14 protein-coding genes and 1 pseudogene are annotated in these 18,806 nt (G+C 61.3%); 11 read left to right on the plus strand and 4 right to left on the minus strand.

Features of this window, described 5'->3' with window-relative positions:
* The first annotated feature begins 9 nt into the window (after positions 1 to 9).
* From P0D52_RS03660 to P0D52_RS03670, 3 genes are read left to right on the plus strand one after another with little or no spacing between them, the layout of a single operon-like run.
* On the plus strand, positions 10 to 1,737 hold the full coding sequence (locus tag P0D52_RS03660; protein ID WP_394694087.1) for a tetratricopeptide repeat protein: 1,728 nt from the start codon (positions 10 to 12) through the stop codon (positions 1,735 to 1,737).
* On the plus strand, positions 1,734 to 2,615 hold the full coding sequence (locus P0D52_RS03665) for a 4-(cytidine 5'-diphospho)-2-C-methyl-D-erythritol kinase (protein ID WP_394694088.1): 882 nt from the start codon (positions 1,734 to 1,736) through the stop codon (positions 2,613 to 2,615). Before P0D52_RS03660 ends, P0D52_RS03665 begins: the two co-directional genes overlap by 4 nt.
* Positions 2,612 to 3,607, plus strand: a complete 996-nt coding sequence (locus P0D52_RS03670) for a glycosyltransferase family 4 protein (RefSeq protein WP_394694089.1) — start codon at positions 2,612 to 2,614, stop codon at positions 3,605 to 3,607. The genes P0D52_RS03665 and P0D52_RS03670 overlap by 4 nt, the downstream gene beginning before the upstream one ends.
* Here P0D52_RS03670 and P0D52_RS03675 read toward each other — a convergent pair whose 3' ends face one another.
* Positions 3,608 to 4,543, minus strand: coding sequence for a polyprenyl synthetase family protein (locus tag P0D52_RS03675; RefSeq protein ID WP_394694758.1), 936 nt, complete (start codon positions 4,541 to 4,543; stop codon positions 3,608 to 3,610).
* A gap of 228 nt (positions 4,544 to 4,771) precedes the next feature.
* Between P0D52_RS03675 and P0D52_RS03680 the strand changes: the two genes are divergently transcribed.
* The 8 genes and pseudogenes from P0D52_RS03680 (at position 4,772) to P0D52_RS03715 (ending at position 15,284) form a co-directional block, all read left to right on the plus strand.
* Positions 4,772 to 4,993: a DUF2007 domain-containing protein gene (locus P0D52_RS03680; RefSeq protein ID WP_394694090.1), complete on the plus strand. Its 222-nt coding sequence runs from the start codon at positions 4,772 to 4,774 to the stop codon at positions 4,991 to 4,993.
* Positions 4,986 to 5,714: a tRNA1(Val) (adenine(37)-N6)-methyltransferase gene (locus P0D52_RS03685; RefSeq protein WP_394694091.1), complete on the plus strand. Its 729-nt coding sequence runs from the start codon at positions 4,986 to 4,988 to the stop codon at positions 5,712 to 5,714. The genes P0D52_RS03680 and P0D52_RS03685 overlap by 8 nt, the downstream gene beginning before the upstream one ends.
* Positions 5,715 to 6,169: 455 nt before the next feature.
* Positions 6,170 to 7,010, plus strand: a pseudogene (locus tag P0D52_RS03690) (glycine--tRNA ligase subunit alpha).
* Entirely contained in the window at positions 7,007 to 7,600 is a 594-nt protein-coding gene (locus P0D52_RS03695; RefSeq protein ID WP_394694092.1) for a glutathione S-transferase family protein, read from the plus strand. The pseudogene P0D52_RS03690 and the gene P0D52_RS03695 overlap by 4 nt, the downstream one beginning before the upstream one ends.
* 12 nt (positions 7,601 to 7,612) lie before the next feature.
* Complete coding sequence (glyS, locus tag P0D52_RS03700) at positions 7,613 to 9,922, plus strand: glycine--tRNA ligase subunit beta (RefSeq protein ID WP_394694093.1); 2,310 nt, start codon at positions 7,613 to 7,615, stop codon at positions 9,920 to 9,922.
* 134 nt (positions 9,923 to 10,056) lie between these two features.
* Positions 10,057 to 12,729, plus strand: coding sequence for a pyruvate, phosphate dikinase (gene ppdK / locus P0D52_RS03705; RefSeq protein WP_394694094.1), 2,673 nt, complete (start codon positions 10,057 to 10,059; stop codon positions 12,727 to 12,729).
* 197 nt (positions 12,730 to 12,926) lie between these two features.
* A complete protein-coding gene (locus P0D52_RS03710; protein WP_394694095.1) occupies positions 12,927 to 13,685 on the plus strand; it encodes a cell wall hydrolase in 759 nt (252 codons plus the stop codon).
* A gap of 60 nt (positions 13,686 to 13,745) precedes the next feature.
* Entirely contained in the window at positions 13,746 to 15,284 is a 1,539-nt protein-coding gene (locus tag P0D52_RS03715) for a hypothetical protein (protein WP_394694096.1), read from the plus strand.
* Here the strand turns inward: P0D52_RS03715 and nadC are convergent.
* The 3 genes from nadC to nadA are packed head-to-tail and all read right to left on the minus strand — an operon-like array spanning position 15,281 to position 18,755.
* Positions 15,281 to 16,126 carry a carboxylating nicotinate-nucleotide diphosphorylase gene (gene nadC, locus P0D52_RS03720; protein WP_394694097.1) on the minus strand — a complete coding sequence of 282 codons (846 nt, stop codon included), beginning with the start codon at positions 16,124 to 16,126 and terminating at the stop codon, positions 15,281 to 15,283. The genes P0D52_RS03715 and nadC overlap by 4 nt on opposite strands.
* Positions 16,123 to 17,616 carry an L-aspartate oxidase gene (locus P0D52_RS03725; RefSeq protein WP_394694098.1) on the minus strand — a complete coding sequence of 498 codons (1,494 nt, stop codon included), beginning with the start codon at positions 17,614 to 17,616 and terminating at the stop codon, positions 16,123 to 16,125. The genes nadC and P0D52_RS03725 overlap by 4 nt, the downstream gene beginning before the upstream one ends.
* Before the next feature lie 5 nt (positions 17,617 to 17,621).
* Entirely contained in the window at positions 17,622 to 18,755 is a 1,134-nt protein-coding gene (gene nadA, locus P0D52_RS03730; RefSeq protein ID WP_394694099.1) for a quinolinate synthase NadA, read from the minus strand.
* Positions 18,756 to 18,806 lie beyond the last annotated feature (51 nt).

The following is an 18,806-nucleotide window of genomic DNA, read 5'->3' on the forward strand; positions in this document are numbered from 1 at the left end:
CGTGACGGTATGAAGTTCTCTCTTTTCCTGCTTGCCGGGATGTCTGCACTGGCCCTGACGGCCTGTCAGACAACGGCTTCTGACCCGTCCTCGCCCTTTGCCGATGCCGAAGATGAGGGCGTGTCCTCTTATGGCGCGTTTCTCGCCGGGCGGGTCGCCGGCACGTCACGCGATGCCGAGGGCGCGGCTGATTATTATGCCACCGCCTGGGAGCTGGAGCCGGACAGTCCCATACTTGCGGAGCGGACCTTCCTTTCGGCCGTTTTGTCGGGCGATGATGAGACGGCCATCACTGCGGCGCGGGTTTCGGCCCTGTCGGGAGATGAAACGCGGCTCGCGCGGATTTTCCTGGCCGCCGATTCCATCGCCGAGCAACGCTATAGCGAGGCGGCAGACTGGCTGGATGCCGAGCAGCTGGGTCCGTTCAACGAATTTATCGCGTCCCTGATGTCCGACTGGGCCCGCGCGGGCAGTGGCGATATCGACGGTGCATTGATCCGCGCCCGATCGGCGTCCGTGCCGGGATATGCGGCCGCCTTCCTGACCATGCACCGCGCTTTGCTGGCGGATTATGCCGGCGATGACGCTGCGGCGGATGCGGCCTATCAGGCGGCGATCAGCGAAAGCCCTTTCACCCGGATTGCTGTGGTTCAATATGGCGATTTCCTGCTGCGGCAACGCCGCCGGGACGACGCCATCGAGTTGTATGAAAATTATCTGCGCCAGAATCCGATCGAGCGCAGCGTTACCGAGGCCCGGCGCATCGCCGCCGAGACACGGCGGATGCCGCGTCCGATGACGATTCGCCAGGCGGCAGCCCGGTCCCTTTTCGGCCCGTCTGCGGCGCTCGCCTCTCAAGCCGAAATCGATCTGTCTGTTGTCTATCTGCGTCTGACCAATCGTCTCGATCCCGATTATGCACCCGCCGCCATGCTGCTGGCCGGGGCGCTGGAAAATACCGGACTGTCGGATGCTGCCATCGAGGCCTATAATTCGGTTCCCGAAGGCCCGTTCCGCCTGCCCGCCGATATCGACCGCATCTGGTTGCGGGCCACGCAAGGTGATCTGGACACGGCGCTGGCCGAAGCGCGCGAGATTTCCGACGAGACCGGTGCGGTGGAGGCCCAGCTGGTCTATGCCGACCTGCTTCGATCTTCGGGACAATTCACGCTGGCCGCAGAATTGTACACGCGCGCTCTGGAAGCCCGCGAGGCGCAAAACCTGGTGCCGGACTGGCGATACTATTATTTCCGGGCCATGTGCTATGAACAAACCGGCCGCTGGGCGCAGGCGGAAGCTGATTTCCAGTCGGCGCTGATGATCTCTCCCAACGAAGCCGAAGTGCTCAACTATCTGGGATATATGTGGGTCATCCGCGACATGAATATCGCCGAGGCCTTCGACATGATCGAGCGGGCGGCGTCGATTTCACCGGATCAGGGTCATATTATCGACAGTCTCGGCTGGGCCCATTATGTGCAGGGCAATTACGAGTTGGCGGTCCAGCATCTGGAGCGCGCGGTCGAGTTGTCGCCGGAAGCGCCGACGATCAATTATCATCTGGGCGATGCCTATTGGCAGGTTGGCCGCGAACTGGAAGCGCGCTTCCAGTGGGAGCGTGCGCTCGGGCTCAACCCAGATGAGGATGAGCGCATCGGATTGATGGCGCGTCTGGCCGGGGAAACACCCGAGTTGGCCGATATGAGGGTCGCGGACGCGGCGTCCGAAACGCCTTGATCCGGGAATTTGCGGCGGCAAAAGTCAATCTTGCCCTGCGCGTCGGTGCCTTGCGCGAGGATGGCTATCATCCTGTCGATTCCATTGTTGTTTTTGCTGATTGGGGAGATCAGCTGAGCGTTGCGCCAGCAGACGAACTCTCCTTGCATATCAGTGGTCCGGAAGCGGTCGGCTTGTCTGCCGGAGAGAACAATCTTGTCATCCGTGCGGCCCGTGCGCTGGCGAACGCCGCCGGATGCGAACCGGCCGGTCAGATCACACTGGAAAAGCATATTCCCGCCGGGGCCGGGCTGGGAGGCGGTTCGGCCGATGCGGCCGCCGCCTTGCGCGCATTCAACCGGCTCTGGGAGCTGGATTGGCCGCTGGACATGCTGGCCGGGATCGGAGCGGAAATCGGCTCTGACGTGCCGGCCTGTGTCTGGTCACAGCCCTTGCGTATGACGGGGCGCGGCGAACGGATTCGTCCTATCGACGCCTGGCCGGATTTTCACGCCCTGCTGGTCAATCCGCGTCTGCCGGTGGCGACCGGGCCGGTTTTTTTGGCGTTTGACACAATGCCTGCCGGTACCGGTGCCGCATTCCGGCCGACGGCGGACACAGGCCGTGCGCCAATCCTCGAATCGCTTCGCGCGGCCACGAATGATCTGACTGATGCCGCAATGTCGGTTCAGCCGGTCATTCGCGATGTGCTGACAGCGCTGGGGGCGGCGGATGAGGCAGATCTGGCCCGTATGTCCGGCTCCGGCGCAACATGTTTTGCGATCTACCCGGCGGCGGCAGAACGGGATGTAGCAGCGGCCCGGTTGACGTCTGAACATCCGGACTGGCTTGTTCAGCCGGTTGTCTTTTCAGGCGCTTCGGCGATAACGCCCGCATGAGCTCGGTGCTGATCCTCTGCTGTTTTGCCCTTTCACTTGGCGTTTGCTGGCTGGTGAAGCGGGCCGGTGTGCTGGATCACCCCAATCATCGTTCCAGTCATTCCCGGCCGACGCCGCGTGGCGGCGGGCTGGGTATTCTGGCCGCGATCGGTCTGGGCCTGATGCTGGCGATGTGGATGGGGCAGGAGGTGCGGCCCCTCGCGCTGGCCGCGCTGGGCTTTGGCCTTCTGGGGATGGGCGATGATCTTCTGGCGCTGGGTACGCGGCTGAAATTTGTCATCATTATTGCGCTGTCCAGTCTTCTGGTCTGGCTGACCGGGCCGGTGGCCGCCATCGGGATCACGCCGGATATGGCCCTCGCGCTGCCCTGGCTGGCGGGGTTTGCGGGCGCGGTCCTTTGGATATTCGTGGCCGCGAATGCGACCAATTTCATGGACGGATCGGACGGGCTGATCGTCGCCATTTTCATTCCGGTGGGGCTGGGGCTGGGCGTGATCGGTGTCGGTGTGACGTCGATTACAGGATTTGCATTGGCCGCGGGCCTTGTCGGATTTTCGATCTTCAATGTGCCGAAAGCCTATCTGTTTCTGGGTGATGTCGGCTCGCTGGCCATTGGCGCCATCGTGGCCGTAGCCGGGTTGCAGCTTATTGAAGCGCCGACCGATATCTGGCTGTTTCCGCTGCTGATCCTGCCCGTGCTGGCGGACGTGCTGCTGACCCTCGTTGGCAAGGTCAGAAACCGGATCGGTTTCCTGAGCCCGCACCGGACCCATGCCTATCAATTGCTGGTCAGGATGGACTGGCCGCACTGGCATGTTGCGCTGGCCTATTTCGCGATTTCGATGCTTTGCGTCGGGCTGGCGATTGGCGCGAAGGCGCTGGGCGGACCTGCACCCTTTGCCGCCTTCAGTGCGATGGTTCTTGTGCTGACCGCCCTGCATACGCTGATCCGCCGCAAGGCGGCAAAAGCCGGGATGGATCTGAAATCCTGATCAGCTGGCGCGCTGCACCACGAATTCGGCGAGATCGTTCAACGCGGTCTTCCACTCATTGTCCGGGAAAATCGCCAGTGCCGCCTGAGCCGTCCGGGCCTTGTCCTCGGCGGTGGCCAGCGTGGATTTCAGCGCCTCATGCTTGTGGAGCAATTCGAGCGCGGTCTCGAAATCAGCGTCGGTTTGCTCGCCTTCGGACATGACGCGCGCCCAGAAGCGCTTTTCGCTGTCATCGCCCTTTTGCAGCGCCAGAACGACGGGCAGGGTGACCTTGCCTTCGCGGAAATCATCGCCCGTATTCTTGCCCAGTGCCTGCGCGAGACCGCCATAATCCAGCGCGTCGTCGACCAGCTGGAAAGCGAGACCGAGTTCGCGGCCATAAGTGTCGAGTGCGGCGATTTCCTCTGCCGGGCGGCCGGCAACAATGGCGGAGACTTCGGCAGCAGAGGCAAAGAGGGCGGCGGTCTTGGCCTCGATGATCTCCATATAGGAGCCGACCGTGGCATCGATATCGCCCTTGACGGCGAGCTGCCGGACTTCGCCCTCGGCGATAATGCTGGAGGCCTGCGACAGCGATTTCAGCGCTGCCATCGAGCCGGCATCCACCATCAGCATGAAGGCGCGGGCAAACAGGAAGTCGCCGACCAGCACGCTGGGCGCATTGCCCCAGACGAGATTGGCCGGCTTGCGGCCCCGGCGCAGATCGCTTTCGTCCACGACATCGTCATGGAGCAGGGTGGCGGTGTGGATGAATTCAACGGCGGCGGCGAGTTTCAGATGCGCCTCGCCGGAATAGCCGATCATGTTGGCCGCCGCGATGGTGACCAGCGGGCGCACGCGCTTTCCGCCGGCCTCGACCAGATATTTCGCGAGTTTCGGAATCAGGGGCACCGGGCTGCCCATGCGCTCGAGAATGAGTGCATTCACAGCCTTCATCTCGCCATCGGCCAGACGCGCCAGTTTCTCGGCAGCATTTGGCTTTGACGCGACTGCTTCGCCCGCGCGCTCAAGCGCCTGGTTGGCAATTGCGCTGATATCCAAACCGGTTTCCTTCGACAGCCACGGCCCATTAGACTTGAGCGACAATAGAAACGCGAGGACACTGCCGCAAGCTGGCAACGCTGCGCTGATCGTCGCAGCCCATCAAATAGGAGCGATCTGTCCGTGATCGAGGTTTTTCGAACGAATGATCCCGTCGAGCTGAACTTTGCCGAGAATGTCTTGCGGCAGGCGGGGCTGGAACCGATTGTTCTGGATGGCGAAACGGCCGGCGCCTATGCGGGAGCTGTGCCTTTCATCAAACGCAGGATCATGGTGATTGATGAAGAAGCCCATCAGGCGAAATCCGCTCTGAAAGCGGCGTTTGACGATTTGCCCGATGACTGAGCCGGTCACGCTGCTGGATGGCAAGGTGATTGCCCGGCAGTCCGAGGCCGGGTTTCGATCCGGGCTGGATGCGGTGCTTCTGGGCGCGTCCATCGACCTCAAACCGGAACATGTCGGTATGGAATTTGGCTGTGGATCGGGCGCGGCGATGCTGGTTGCGGCGTATCACAACAAGGTCAGCCGGTTTCAGGGCTTTGACAAAGACAACGTCATGCTCGGCTTTGCGGATGAAAATATCGCGGCGAATGGCTGGGCGGATCGCGTGGTCGCCTTTCATGCCGATGTCGCCAATCCGGGGCATCTGGGTCTGGCGCACCAGGTGTTTTTCAATCCGCCCTATTATGATGATCCGAAGAAAATGGTGCCGCCGAAATTCCAGAAGCAGGCGGCCTATATGGGGCAGGGCGTGCCGCTGGAAACCTGGATCAGCCTGGCCAATAGAGTGCTGATGCCCAAGGGGCGGGTGACGCTGGTGCATCGCGCCGACCGTCTGGATGACATTCTGATCCTGATGAAGAAGTGGTTCGGCGATGTCGTGGTCAAACCGGTCGCGCCCTATGCCGATCAACCGGCCAAGCGCATTCTGGTCTCGGCCCGCAAGGGCGTGCGCGGTCCGATGAAGCTCTTGCCGCCACTGGTGCTGCATGACGGATCTGACCGGAAATACACCGCAGAGGCGGAGTCCATCCTGCGCGGTTCTGACCGGGTTGAGTTGCGGTGATTTACGGTTGGTTATTCCAACGCTGGTTTTGGATGCTTAAACGCGTTCCCGACGAATTTCTGTCGGAAGCCTCGAGTGTCATTCCCGAAATGCGGCGGTGTATTCCTCACAATCTAAGCAAATTTCAAGATTTGATTTTGGGTTGCTTGTTTGCTGAGTATCTAATTTCCCACCCAAAAATTATTCAGAATTCCTCGCCCGCGACGGTTGAATTTTTTCACAGGAAGCGAAGCCAATACTATGATCGACTGGGAGTTGGCGTTAAATGCGAGGTCGACGCGATAATCGGTATTTTAATCTGGAAAGAGATTATTCAGCGCGAAAATTAAACCGAAAGCTAGATTCCCTAGTCACCGCTCCAACCGCCATCCTTGCTTGATTGACGGGCCCTGCTTTCCTAGTGTCCGCGCGACTTATCCAGAGCCGGATTTCCGGCTGTCGGGGCTGATATTTCCATGAGCAAAAAAGCTGCGCCGTCCTTTCAGGAATTGATCCTTCGCCTGCAGGCTTATTGGGGCGAGCAGGGCTGCGCCATTCTGCAGCCCTATGACACCGAAGTGGGCGCGGGCACGCTGCACCCGGCGACGACGCTGCGCTCGCTGGGTTCAAAGCCCTGGCGAGCGGCCTATGTGCAGCCCTCGCGCCGTCCGGCGGATGGCCGCTATGGCGAGAACCCCAACCGTTTGCAGCACTATTACCAGTTTCAGGTGCTGCTGAAGCCGAGCCCGGCCAATCTGCAGGAATTGTATCTGGGCTCGCTCGACGCCATCGGCATCGACCGCAAGCTGCATGATGTGCGCTTTGTTGAGGATGACTGGGAAAACCCGACGGTCGGGGCCTGGGGGCTGGGCTGGGAAGTCTGGTGCGACGGCATGGAAGTGAGCCAATTCACTTACTTCCAGCAGGTCGGCGGCATGGATGTGGAGCTCGTCTCCGGCGAGCTGACCTACGGCCTCGAACGCCTCGCCATGTATCTGCAGGGCGTGGAGAATGTTTACCTTCCAGGAAGCCGAACGCCAGTATTCCGCCTTCAATTTCGAGCATGCCGATGTCGACATGCTGATGCGGCAATTCACCGACGCTGAAAAGCAATGCATGGCCTTGTTATCGCTGGACAAGCCCTTGCCGCTGCCGGCCTATGATTACTGCCTGAAAGCCTCGCATCTGTTCAATCTGGTCGATGCGCGCGGCGCGATTTCGGTGGCCGAGCGGGCCAGCTGGATTGCGCGGGTGCGCGAACTGGCCAAGGGCTGCGCAGAAGCGTGGGTCCATTCCCAAAAAGGAGAAGCGGCATGAGCCTCGAATTCTATCATAATCCGCAATCGCGGGCGGCGATGACGCACTGGCTGCTCGAAGAGATTGGCTGCGATTATACGGTTCGGCCGGTCGCCTATGATGACGGCTCGATGCGCACGCCGGAATTTCTGGCGATCAATCCGATGGGGAAAATCCCGGCGATCAAGGATGGCGACACCATCGTCACCGAGACGACCGCTATCGCGATCTACCTCGCCGACAAATATAAAACGCCAAACGATCTGGCACCGGCGATTGATGATCCGCGGCGCGGTGAATATCTGCGCTGGATTGCCTATCAGAGCGCGTGCATTGATCCGGCCATGATGCAGGCCGGGCTGAAATTCGAGACCCAGCGCCAGCAGGCCGGTTGGGGCAATGTCGAACTGGTCATGGATGTGCTGGATGCGCGCCTGGCGAAAGCCGACCCCTATCTGTTCGGCGACTGGTTTACGGCGGCGGACGTGCTGATCGGCGGTGCGCTGGGCTGGGCGACACAATTCGGCATGTTCGAAATGCGTCCCGGCTATGAAAACTATATCAAGGCGGTGCAGTCGCGCCCGGCCTTCCAGAAAGTCTTTGCGGGTTAGGATCAGAACAACGTGCCCCAGCTGCTGCTTGAATTCTTTTCCGAGGAAATCCCGGCGCGCATGCAACCGCGTGCAGAGCATGAGCTTGTAAATCTGTTCGAACAACAGATGAAAGCGCGTGGATTGGACTTCACGGACTGGTGGTCAGTCAAAGCTTTCGCAGGGCCGCGGCGGCTTACACTTGTCGTTGATGATCTTCCCGAGGAGACGGAACCGACACGCGAAGAGCGCAAGGGGCCGCGCACCGACGCGCCGGAAAAAGCGCTGGAAGGCTTCATGCGCGGGGCGGGGATTTCCAGCCTCGATCAGTGCGAAAAACGGTCGGACAAGAAGGGCGAATTCTATGTCGCCGTGATTGAAAAGCCGGGCGTGAAAACGGCGGATGTGATCGCCTCTGTCGTGCCGGAGATTGTGAAGAATTTCCCTTGGCCGAAATCGATGAAGTTTGGCGAAGGCGACAAGACCCAGCGCTGGGTGCGCCCGCTGCAACGCATTGTCTGCCTGTTTGGCGGCGAGGTGGTGCCGGTTGAGGTGTTCGGCCTGACGGCCGGGAATGTTACCGAAGGTCACCGCATGCATGGGCCGGGACCGTTCACGGTGACGGATTTTGCCGACTACAAGGCCCAGCTGGAAGGTGAGGGGTATGTCCTCATTGATCGCGACCGCCGCGAGGAATTGATCCTCGAAGGCGCGAAGAAAGTCTGCGCCGATGCCGGTCTGGAACTGATCGAGGATGCCGGACTGCTGACCGAAGTCGCCGGCCTTGCCGAGCATCCCATTCCGCTGCTCGGGCAGATGGATCCGGACTTTCTCGATCTGCCGCCGGAAGTCATCCAGCTGTCGATGAAGACGCACCAGAAATATTTCGCTGTGCGCGACCCCAAGACGGGCGACCTCGCGCCGAATTTCGTCGTGGTCGCCAATCAGGACGCGCCCGATGGCGGCGTGGCGATTGCGGCAGGCAATGCGCGGGTCTTGTCGGCGCGCCTCTCGGATGCCCGGCATTTCTGGGATAATGACCGCAAGACGCCGCTGTCGGAAATGGCGGCCCAGCTGGACAAGGTCACCTTCCACCAGAAGCTGGGCAGTGTGGCGGACAAGGTAGAGCGGGTGGCCGCGCTGGCGCGCGAACTGGCACCCGCCGTGGGCGCTGATCCGGACATGGCCGAGCGCGCGGCGCGCCTCGCCAAGGCCGATCTGGTGTCGGAGATGGTCTATGAATTCCCTGAGCTTCAGGGCGCAATGGGCCGCTATTACGCGCTGGAGCAGGGCGAACCGGCAGAAATCGCCGATGCGATCCGCGATCATTACAAGCCGCAAGGCCCCTCCGATGCCGTCCCCACCGCGCCGGTCAGTGCCGCCGTGGCGCTCGCCGACAAGCTTGATACGCTGGTGGGCTTCTGGGCGATTGATGAAAAACCGACCGGCTCGAAAGACCCGTTCGCCCTGCGCCGCGCCGCGCTGGGGGTTATTCGGATATTGTTGGAATGTGGAGTCAGGCTGGATTTAGGTGCCACCATTGTTTCGGCATTTGATATGCTTGTTAAATCCTCTTGGAAAAATGGCAGCGTCTACTGGCAGAGCGATTCTTTTGATCATGATTTCGAAGGAACGACTGCCAAAGCGGTTACGATCCTTGATCTGGCAAACGCCAATGAGCTGCGTCGAGATGCCGCCGGAAAAATTGTCATTTCGCAGGCCGATGGCGTTTGGAACGGTACTTATCGTACCGATGCCATTGCGGATTTTATCGAGGCAAAGATCGCGGAATTTCTGCTCCCGGATGAAATGTTGCCGACGATCATCTCCTTCTTCGCCGACCGGCTGAAAGTTCACCTCAAGGATGATGGCATTTCGCACGATGTGATCGATGCGGTGTTTGCGCTCGGCGATGATGACCTGGTGCGCGTCACCGACCGTGCGCGGGCGCTGCAAGGCTTCCTCGATACCGAAGACGGCAAGGCGCTGCTGGCGGGTTACAAACGTGCGGCAAATATTCTCAAGGCCGAGGAAAAAACCGATGGCGAGGGCGCGTTCGACGGCGAGCTCGACGGCGGTTACGCCCCGGTTGAAGCCGAGGAAAAGGCGCTGATTGCCGCGCTGGAAAAGGCGCGCCCGGCGATTCAGGCCTCGGTTGAGGCGGAAGACTTTGACGGCGCGATGCGCGGTCTATCTTCCCTGCGGGGACCGGTTGATGCCTTCTTTGACAAAGTCACCGTGAACGATAAAGACGACATGTTGCGCCGCAACAGATTGCGCCTTCTGGCGTCGATCCGGGCCGCGGCGCACAGCGTGGCCGATTTCGGCCGCATCGAGGGATAATTTTTCCCTCTTCCTTCGAGGCCCGCTGGCGCGGGCACCTCAGGATGAGGTGAAAAGAAATTTGGCTCTACCTCTCCGGCGAGGTGCATTCGGAACGAATGCCTCGAAGGGGGGAAGACAAAAGGGACGACGCAATGAGCGCGACAAAGTGGGTCTATGCATTCGGTGGCGGTTCCAGCGAGGGCGATGCCAGCCAGCGGGAATTGCTGGGCGGCAAGGGCGCGAACCTTGCGGAAATGGCCAAGCTGGGCCTGCCCGTGCCACCGGGCTTTACCATCACCACGGCGGTCTGCGTCGCCTATTATGAAAACAACAAGGCCTATCCCGCCGAGCTCGACGCGCAAATCGATGCGGCGCTGAAGAATCTGGAAAGCGTGACGGACAAGGCGTTTGGCGATCCGGCCAATCCGCTGCTCGTCTCCGTGCGGTCCGGCGCGCGCGCCTCCATGCCCGGCATGATGGATACCGTCCTCAATCTCGGCCTGAATGATGAAACCGCCGAAGGTCTGGCGAAACTCTCGGGCGACAAGCGCTTTGCCTATGACAGTTATCGCCGTTTCATCCAGATGTATTCGGACGTCGTTCTGGGACTGGATCACTCGATCTTTGAGGAGATCCTGGAGACGTTCAAGGAAGAGAATGACTATTCGCTCGATACCGAGCTGTCAGCCGATGACTGGGTCGTCATCGTGGACGAATACAAGCGCGCCGCAGCCGACGAGCTGGGCCGGGATTTCCCGACCGATCCGCGCGAGCAATTGCAGGGCGCAATTGGCGCGGTCTTCGATAGCTGGATGACGGCGCGCGCGATCAAGTATCGCGAGCTGCACGACATCCCGGAAAGCTGGGGCACGGCCGTCAATGTCCAGGCCATGGTATTCGGCAATATGGGCGAGACCTCTGCCACCGGCGTGGCCTTCACGCGCGATCCGTCGACGGGCCGCAACGCCTATTATGGCGAATTCCTGATCAATGCGCAGGGCGAGGACGTGGTCGCCGGTATCCGCACACCGCAATGCCTGACGCAGGAGATGCGCGAGGAAATGGGCGATGCCCAGCCCTCCATGCAGGAAGCCCTGCCGGACAGTTATAACGAGCTGGCCGCGGTGTTCGATGTTCTGGAGCGCCATTACCGCGACATGCAGGATATCGAATTTACGGTCGAACGCGGGCGGTTGTGGATGCTGCAGACCCGTAATGGAAAGCGCACCGCCAAGGCGGCGTTGAAGATTGCCGTCGATATGGCCGAATCCGGCCTGATCACCGAGGAAGAAGCCGTGATGCGCGTTGATCCGGCCCAGCTGGATCAATTGCTGCACCCGACCATTGCCGACAGCGCCGTGCGCGACGTGCTGGCGACCGGCCTGCCGGCCTCTCCCGGCGCGGCTGCGGGCATTGTGGTGTTTGATTCCGACGAGGCTGAATTGCGCGCCAAGAAGGGCGATCCGGTCATTCTGGTGCGGATTGAAACCAGCCCGGAAGACATTCATGGCATGCATGCGGCGCAGGGCATTGTCACGGCGCGCGGCGGAATGACTTCGCACGCTGCTGTCGTCGCGCGTGGCATGGGGCGGCCTTGCGTCTCCGGTGCCGGAGGCATCCGCATCGACTATGCCGCGAAGCAATTTACCGCCGGTGGCCGGACGGTGAAGGACGGCGACTTCATCACCATTGATGGCTCGACCGGTGAAGTGCTGGCCGGGGCGATCGACATGATCAAGCCGGAACTCAGCGGTGATTTCGGCCGGCTGATGGAATGGGCGGACAAGGCGCGCCGCATGAAGGTGCGCACTAACGCCGAAACCCCCGCCGACGTTCAGACCGCGAAGGAGTTCGGCGCGGAAGGCATCGGCCTGTGCCGCACCGAGCACATGTTCTTTGATGCGGACCGGATCGCCGCCGTGCGCGAGATGATCCTGGCGGAAGACCAGATGGGCCGCGTCGCCGCGTTGGCGAAAATCCTGCCCATGCAGCGCGCCGATTTCGAATCCATTTTCGAGATCATGGAAGAGCGCCCCTGCACCATCCGTCTGCTCGATCCGCCGCTACATGAATTCCTGCCGCATACCGAGGAAGATGTTCACGCCGTGGCCGAAGCGACGGGCCTGTCTGCCGCGCTGTTGATGCAGCGCGCGGAAGCCCTGTCGGAATCCAATCCGATGCTGGGCCATCGCGGCTGCCGCCTGGGCATTACCTTCCCGGAAATCTACGAAATGCAGGCGCGCGCCATCTTCGAGGCGCAGGTCAATGTCGAGAAAAAGACCGGCATCAAGCCGGTCGCCGAGGTGATGATCCCGCTGGTGGCCACGGCCAAGGAACTTTCCATCCTGAAAGCCGCCGTCGCCAGAATCGCCGATGAAGTGGCCTCTGAAAGTGGCAAGGCGCCGGTCTATCTGATTGGCACGATGATCGAATTGCCGCGCGCGGCGCTGCGCGCAGACGATATCGCCGAGGAAGCCGAATTCTTCTCCTTTGGCACGAATGATCTGACGCAGACGACCTTCGGCCTGTCGCGGGATGATGCCGGCAAGTTCATGCCGGACTACATTGCTCAGGGCATTTTCGAGAAAGACCCCTTCGTGACACTGGATCAGTCCGGCGTCGGTGATCTCGTCCGCATTGCCGCAGAGCGCGGCCGGGCCACACGCCCCGGTCTGAAACTGGGCATTTGCGGTGAGCATGGCGGCGACCCGGCATCGATTCATTTCTGTGATTCGGTCGGCCTTGATTATGTGTCCTGTTCGCCATACCGGGTGCCGATTGCGCGACTTGCGGCCGCACAGGCGGCCCTGAAGGCTCGCGCTTAAGTCTCTGAATCCTTGATGTGATTACTTGCCGGTGTTGAAATGCCGGCTTGAATGACCCATTTGTAATCGTGACAGATGATTGACGCAGACGGGTGGCCGCTATAATCGACCGCACGCCTCAGCTTATCTCTATTCAGCGATTGGTCATCTAATTGCATAGAATAGATGAGGATGCCGTGACCCGGAACAGGGCTTGAATGACTGCAGACGTAACACGACTCACCAATGCGCAGATGCGTATTGCGAAGATTTCAGCTGCCGTGCTGACGCTGGTGCTCTGCGCCGCGCTTCTGCCGCTGGCTGCCATGCGGGCGCAGTCGCAGGATGACGCCGCCTACTGGCGCGAGCTTGCGGCCCGTCATGTCGAATTCGAGGATTTGCTGGGCTGGTCCGCGCCTTATGGCTTGCGTGCGGCCTCGCTGTCGCTGGCTGCCGATGAAGTGGAAGGGGCCCGTGTTCTGATGCGCCCGGTCGGTGCCGATCTGCGCACGTTTGACGCCACCCATATCCAGCGCGCCCGCTTTGACGCGGCGGAAATCCACTGCCTGTCGGAGGCCGTGTATTACGAAGCCCGCGGCGAAACTTTTGCCGGGCAGACTGCCGTGGCCGAAGTGATCATGAACCGCGTCAATCACCGGGTCTATCCGGATACGATTTGCGGCGTTGTGTATGAAGGGTCCGAGCGGACAACAGGCTGTCAGTTCAGCTTTACCTGCGATGGCTCGATGAGCCGGACACCGCGTGGCCGCGCCTGGCGCCGCTCGCAACTGGTGGCCGAACACGTCGCCATCGGCTTTGCGCCGCCGCGCACCCGCCGCGCCACGCACTATCATACGACGGCGGTTGATCCGCACTGGAATGACTCGCTGGTTCAGACCGGTCAGATTGGTGTGCACGTCTTCTATCGCTTCCCGAACAGCCGGGAACGCCGCGAGCTGCGCGAACGCGATCTTTAGCTGCGCACTTCAAACACGAGTGTAATGGCGCTAGACTTCTCCTAACAGGGGAGGTTCGTCATGCGTGTTTCCGCGATCGTTGTTCTGGCCGTCATCATGCTAGCGGGGTGCGAGGAGCTGGGTATCGATCAGCCGCCGCAGCCGCCGCTCGCTGCGCTGGATGGTCCTGAGGCCTTCACTGCGCCCGGCACACAGAGCCTGGTTTTCAGCAATCTTGCGCCCGGTCGTCCGACCGGTTTCCGCGTGGATTCTGCCATCTCGCTGGGCGAGAGCCAGACCTACCAGGTCGTTTTGACCTTGCCACCAGAATTCATTTTCAACGGCTTTGATTCGCTGGGACCAGCGGGCACCCGGATCGGCGCGTATGGATTTGATTTCAATGCGGGCTCGCCCGGACCGGATCGTCTTTTTCCGGTCTATGCCATTGATTCAGATAGTGCATGGGTAGATTCCAATCTTGATGGAAATACCAACCCGCTCAAGCCGCAGATCGAGCACAGTTATGACGGGCAACAGAATAATATCATCACGATCACGTTGCCGCGGGGCGGTGACGGCTCGACCGCCAATAATACAGCCGGTTTCAGCTCCGCTGTGATGGCATCGCTTCGCAGCGGGATATTCACCACGCCGGCCGCGGCCGGCCAGTATCAAGCCACGCTGGATTTTACGTCCGTCGATCCCGATAGCGGTGATGCCAATGACAATGCCGGCAGTCCGCCGGAAACCTTTCAGCTGCAGACGACGATCACGATTTCCAATTCACCCGTATCCGCTGCCGTCCTTCCGACCAGCCGGTCCGTGCCTTTCAATTCAGCGGCGACGGCCTTTGCAACGATTGTGAATGGTGGAAATTCGGCGCTCAGCAATTGCCGCATCGATTTACTGACCGTGGTGAAGGGCGGTTTCAGCTATCAGACGACCGACCCGAATACGAATGCCTTGACCGGGACGGTGGATACGCCGGTCGGTATTCCGGCGGGCAGCAGCCAGAGCTTCGTGATGGCCTTTACGCCCGTGCAGGAGTTTTTCAATTCGGGCGTCCCGTTCACACCGGAGCCTCTGGAATTCGCCTTCCGATGCGACGAGGCGCAGGCGGCTATCATTCCTGGGGTCAACACATTGCAAATGAGTTCCGATACCGTGCAGCAGCCGGATGTGATTGCCATCGCGGCTACGGCGAGCGGTGACGGCGTTCTGTATCTCGGCGGTAATACCGGACGCGGGGGCATTGGTGTGGCTGGAATGGATATTGGCGCTGCTGGTTCCATTACCGTCACGCCGCGCTCTGGTCTTGCCAGTGGCCCGGCGTCGGACGCGGTCGATGTGCCGCTTGCACTGTCATCGCCACTGCTGGCGCTATCGATCTGCGAAACGACGAACCAGGCGGGTGGCGCTTGCCTTGCGGCGCCCACGGCATCGCTGACCGTCAATTTCGCGAGCAATCAGGTGCGCACCTTCACGGTTTTCGCGACCGCACAGGGACAGGCCATTGCGAATGATCCGGCGGTGAACCGGATATTTCTGGACTTTACCGAGAACGGAAACGCGCGGGGCGGAACGTCGGTGGCTGTGACAACCAATGCGGCACCCGGCTAGACCGCATCCAGTCCGAAATCGAAATTCGGGGCGGAGTGCGTCAGTGCGCCGACGGAGATGATGTCGACGCCGGTCGCCGCAATATCCGCAACTGTATCGAGATTGACCCCGCCTGACGCTTCCAGAATGACGCGGCCGGCCGCCTGTACAACAGCGGCCTGCAAGTCCTCCAGCGAGAAATTGTCCAGCAGGACCACATCGGCACCCGCCTTCATGACGCTGGATAGATCTTCGATACGGTCAATCTCGCACGATACACGCATCATATGCCCGGCATATTCGCGGGCTGCGCGAACGGCTTTCGCCGGGCTACCGGCCGCCGCGATATGATTATCCTTGATCAGGATGGCATCTGACAGATTGTAGCGGTGCGGTGAGCCCCCGCCGGCGCGGACGGCCTGAATCTCGAAGGCGCGCAGGCCCGGCGTGGTCTTGCGGGTATGGACGATCTTCGCCTTGCTTCCCATGACCGCATCGACATAGCGGCGGGTCAGGGTGGCGATGCCGCTCATCCGCCCCAGAAAATTCAGCGCGGTTCGCTCGGCCAGCATGATCTCCCGCACCGGGCCATCGACGCTCAGCACGATATCGCCGGGCTCGACCGGGTCGCCATCATTTGCGAGCACGTCCAGCGACAGATCCGGCCCGGCCTGAATGAAGGCCTCCATAGCCGGTTGCAGCCCGCAGACAATGCCATTGTCGCGGCTGCGGATTTCAAAGCGCGCCTTGGCCTCTGTCGGGATGACGGCCAGCGAGGTGACGTCTCCCGCGCCGGTCAGATCTTCGGCAAAGGCGCGCCGGACAGCGTCACGGACAATATCGGTGGGCAGGGGCGGAATCATTCGGCAGCGACCAATCTTTCTACGTTCGCAGGATTGAGCACGGTGTCGATAGCCTGCACGCGGCTTCGTGGATAGTCCTCGCGATAATGCCCGCCGCGGCTTTCGGTGCGGGCAAGGGCCGCCTCAGCAATCGTGCGCGCCACGAGGATTTCATTCGTCTCGCCAAAGCGGGCCTGCAGGCGCTCAATCCGGCTCAGAAGATCCGTCAGGCCCGCCCGATGGCGTGTGACGCCGGCAAGATCGCTCATCGCCCGGCGCAGCCCCTGGAATACTATGCCAGGCAGGGCAGGTGGCTCGGACATCGCGAGCGGCCTTGCAGACCGGACCGGCGTGCGCCGTATCGTCCGCGCCGCCCGATGGCCAAAGACCAGGCCTTCAGCAAGTGAGTTGGAGGCCAGCCGGTTGGCGCCATGCAATCCGTTGCAGGCGCATTCCCCGACCGCCCAGAGACCATCGATCGTGGTGCGTCCGTCAATGTCGGTCGCGATGCCGCCCATCGTGTAGTGCGCCGCCGGCGCGATCGGAATGGGTGTCGTCCGTGGATCAATGCCGGCGGCCATGCAGGCGGCAAAGACGCCGGGAAACGCCTCCGGAAAATGCGGGCCAACAGCGTCTCGCGCATCAAGGAAGGCACCGCGCCCGCTTTGAAGCGCGCGATGGACGGCGCGGGCGACGATATCGCGTGCTGCCAGGTCTTGTCCGGCGGTGATGGAGTGGCCGTCACGATCCACCAGAACCGCGCCGTCGCCACGCAGCGCTTCGGTGGCGAGCGGCAGGGGGTCGGACCCCGTGCGGATCGCGGTGGGGTGAAATTGCACAAATTCGGGATCGCGGATTTCAGTGCCCAGACGGGATGCCATGGCCATGGCCTGACCGGTTGCGCCGCGCGGGCTGGTCGTGTCGGCAAACAATCCGCCATAGCCGCCCGTTGCCAGAACGGTCTGGGCGGCGATCAGTTCGTGACGACGGCCATGTGCGTCCCGCGCCACGACCCCGGCGCAGCCGCCGTCTGCCGATGGCAGAAGGGCGGTCGCCCACATGTTCTCGCGGATGGTGATGTGACCGGCAGCGCGGATAGCCCGGATGAGGGTTTCCAGAATAAGGGCCCCGGCCTGATCGCCCTTGATGTGGGCGATCCGAGCATGGCTGTGGGCCGCTTCCAGCCCCATGGCCAGGCCGCCGTCTGCATCTGTTTCAAACGGTACACCGAGCGTTCGCAAGGCGTCGATTTCCGCGCCGATGCCCGCAGCCAGAGCATGCGCCGCATCCCGCCGGGTGAGGCCCGCGCCTGCAGCAATCGTATCCATGGTGTGGGCGTCGATGTTGTCATCGCGACCGGCTGAAACAGCGACCCCGCCTTGCGCCCAGCCCGTGGCCGCGCCTTCACCCAGCGGTGCGCCGGTCAGAAGGATGACCGGTTGCGGCGCGAGCTTCAGCGCCGTCCAGAGGCCGGCAATCCCGGCTCCGATGATGAGGGTGGGGGTGGTCAACGGCCCTAGACCAGCTCTACCTCAACAGCCGGGCGGTCCTTGTTGAACATGGCCGGGCTGTCGGGTTTGGGCAGATCGAGCATGCGCTGGATCGAGACGCGGGCGCGCTCGGCGACGTTCTCGTCGACCTCGACCTCGTACTGGTTATAGCGCAGCGCGTCATAGATATTCTGCAAGGTGATCCGCTTCATGTGCGGGCAGAGATTGCAGGGGCGGACAAATTTCACGCCCGGATTCTCGATCGCCACATTGTCGCTCATGGAGCATTCGGTCAGGAGGACGACCTTGGCCGGCTGGTTGTTTTTGACATAGGCCGCCATGCCCGCTGTTGATCCGGCATAGTCGGCGGCCGCGACTACATCGCTCGGGCTTTCCGGGTGGGTCAGGACCACAACGCCGGGATGGCCTTCGCGCAAGGCTTCGACATCTTCGGCGGTGAAGCGCTCATGGACCTCGCAGGCACCTTTCCAGGTCAGGATGCGGATATCGGTATTGGCGGCGACATTCTTCGCCAGAAACTCATCCGGGATGAGGATGACGGTATCGGTATTCCATTCCTTCGCGGCCCATTCCACCACCTGTACGGCATTGCCAGAGGTGCAGCAGACATCGGCCTCGGCCTTCACGGCGGCGGACGTGTTCACATAGGTGACGATGGGCAGGTGCGGATATTTCGCCTTGATCGCGGCGACATCCTCGCCGGTGATGCTTTCGGCCAGCGAGCAGCCGGCGCGCATGTCGGGGATCAGAACGGTCTTGTCCGGGCACATGATCTTGGCGGTTTCGGCCATGAAGTGGACGCCGGCCTGGACGATGATGTCTTCCTCGACATCGGCTGCCATGCGGGCAAGGGCGAGGCTGTCGCCGGAGAGGTCGCCGACGCAGGAGAAGATTTCGGGCGTCATGTAATTGTGCGCCAGAATGATCGCGCCGCGCTCTTTCTTGAGGCGGTTGATGGCCGCAATCAGGGGGGCGTGCGCAGGCCATTCCTCCGGCAGGATGACGTCCTTGACGCGGTCATAGAGATGATCGGTTTCCGCTTTGACCTCGTCGTCATAAACCAGCTTTTCTTCCGGAGACGGATCTGCCGGTTCCGAATCACAACGCCAGTTAGGGCGGGTCCAGTCCATACGATCCATCGGTCTCTCCATTTATGCTCAAAATGAGCATTTATCAGGTTCAGAGAAAGG

The sequence above is a fragment of the Hyphobacterium sp. genome, assembly GCF_043584775.1.
Classification (GTDB): domain Bacteria; phylum Pseudomonadota; class Alphaproteobacteria; order Caulobacterales; family Maricaulaceae; genus Hyphobacterium.

Excerpts from the sequence above, each read along its gene's own strand:
- P0D52_RS03695 (WP_394694092.1), top strand. The coding sequence starts at position 7,007 with ATGAGCCTCGAATTCTATCATAATCCGCAATCGCGGGCGGCGATGACG.
- nadC (WP_394694097.1), bottom strand. The coding sequence starts at position 16,126 with ATGATTCCGCCCCTGCCCACCGATATTGTCCGTGACGCTGTCCGGCGC.
- P0D52_RS03670 (WP_394694089.1), top strand. The coding sequence starts at position 2,612 with ATGAGCTCGGTGCTGATCCTCTGCTGTTTTGCCCTTTCACTTGGCGTT.
- nadA (WP_394694099.1), bottom strand. The coding sequence starts at position 18,755 with ATGGATCGTATGGACTGGACCCGCCCTAACTGGCGTTGTGATTCGGAA.
- P0D52_RS03715 (WP_394694096.1), top strand. The coding sequence starts at position 13,746 with ATGCGTGTTTCCGCGATCGTTGTTCTGGCCGTCATCATGCTAGCGGGG.
- P0D52_RS03675 (WP_394694758.1), bottom strand. The coding sequence starts at position 4,543 with ATGAAGGCTGTGAATGCACTCATTCTCGAGCGCATGGGCAGCCCGGTG.
- P0D52_RS03710 (WP_394694095.1), top strand. The coding sequence starts at position 12,927 with ATGACTGCAGACGTAACACGACTCACCAATGCGCAGATGCGTATTGCG.
- P0D52_RS03685 (WP_394694091.1), top strand. The coding sequence starts at position 4,986 with ATGACTGAGCCGGTCACGCTGCTGGATGGCAAGGTGATTGCCCGGCAG.
- ppdK (WP_394694094.1), top strand. The coding sequence starts at position 10,057 with ATGAGCGCGACAAAGTGGGTCTATGCATTCGGTGGCGGTTCCAGCGAG.
- P0D52_RS03660 (WP_394694087.1), top strand. The coding sequence starts at position 10 with ATGAAGTTCTCTCTTTTCCTGCTTGCCGGGATGTCTGCACTGGCCCTG.